The 1702-nt window shown below is 50.3% G+C and carries 1 rRNA gene; it reads left to right on the top strand.

Features of this window, described 5'->3' with window-relative positions:
- The first annotated feature begins 81 nt into the window (after positions 1-81).
- Positions 82-1647 (top strand): 16S ribosomal RNA (locus EKM84_RS13955).
- Positions 1648-1702 lie beyond the last annotated feature (55 nt).

Genomic DNA, 1702 nt, shown 5'->3' with positions numbered 1-1702 from the left:
CCCAAACAATATTTGCGAAGTCAATTCGCTTTTATAACAAATAAAGTAACAACAATCGATGAGCTATTCAAGCATCATCTTTAAGATGAGAGTTTGATCCTGGCTCAGGACGAACGCTGGCGGCATGCCTAATACATGCAAGTCGAACGAGCTTCCGTTGAATGACGTGCTTGCACTGATTTTAACATTGAAGCGAGTGGCGAACTGGTGAGTAACACGTGGGAAATCTGCCCAGAAGCAGGGGATAACACTTGGAAACAGGTGCTAATACCGTATAACAACAAGAACCGCATGGTTCTTGTTTGAAAGGTGGCTTCGGCTATCACTTCTGGATGATCCCGCGGCGTATTAGTTAGTTGGTGAGGTAAAGGCCCACCAAGACAATGATACGTAGCCGACCTGAGAGGGTAATCGGCCACATTGGGACTGAGACACGGCCCAAACTCCTACGGGAGGCAGCAGTAGGGAATCTTCCACAATGGACGAAAGTCTGATGGAGCAATGCCGCGTGAGTGAAGAAGGGTTTCGGCTCGTAAAACTCTGTTGTTAAAGAAGAACACTTCTGAGAGTAACTGTTCAGAAGTTGACGGTATTTAACCAGAAAGCCACGGCTAACTACGTGCCAGCAGCCGCGGTAATACGTAGGTGGCAAGCGTTGTCCGGATTTATTGGGCGTAAAGCGAGCGCAGGCGGTTTCTTAAGTCTGATGTGAAAGCCTTCGGCTTAACCGGAGAAGTGCATCGGAAACTGGGTAACTTGAGTGCAGAAGAGGACAGTGGAACTCCATGTGTAGCGGTGGAATGCGTAGATATATGGAAGAACACCAGTGGCGAAGGCGGCTGTCTAGTCTGTAACTGACGCTGAGGCTCGAAAGCATGGGTAGCGAACAGGATTAGATACCCTGGTAGTCCATGCCGTAAACGATGAGTGCTAGGTGTTGGAGGGTTTCCGCCCTTCAGTGCCGCAGCTAACGCATTAAGCACTCCGCCTGGGGAGTACGACCGCAAGGTTGAAACTCAAAGGAATTGACGGGGGCCCGCACAAGCGGTGGAGCATGTGGTTTAATTCGAAGCTACGCGAAGAACCTTACCAGGTCTTGACATACTATGCAAATCCTAGAGATAGGACGTTCCCTTCGGGGACATGGATACAGGTGGTGCATGGTTGTCGTCAGCTCGTGTCGTGAGATGTTGGGTTAAGTCCCGCAACGAGCGCAACCCTTATTATCAGTTGCCAGCATTAAGTTGGGCACTCTGGTGAGACTGCCGGTGACAAACCGGAGGAAGGTGGGGATGACGTCAAATCATCATGCCCCTTATGACCTGGGCTACACACGTGCTACAATGGACGGTACAACGAGTCGCGAAGTCGTGAGGCTAAGCTAATCTCTTAAAGCCGTTCTCAGTTCGGATTGTAGGCTGCAACTCGCCTACATGAAGTTGGAATCGCTAGTAATCGCGGATCAGCATGCCGCGGTGAATACGTTCCCGGGCCTTGTACACACCGCCCGTCACACCATGAGAGTTTGTAACACCCAAAGCCGGTGAGATAACCTTCGGGAGTCAGCCGTCTAAGGTGGGACAGATGATTAGGGTGAAGTCGTAACAAGGTAGCCGTAGGAGAACCTGCGGCTGGATCACCTCCTTTCTAAGGAATATACGGAGGCTACACATACTTTGTCGAAACAATGGTCAGTTTTGAG

Source organism: Levilactobacillus mulengensis, from assembly GCF_003946045.1.
GTDB lineage: Bacteria > Bacillota > Bacilli > Lactobacillales > Lactobacillaceae > Levilactobacillus > Levilactobacillus mulengensis.
Note: the sequence above shows the minus strand (reverse complement) of the source record. Positions and strands in the feature narration are given on the sequence as shown.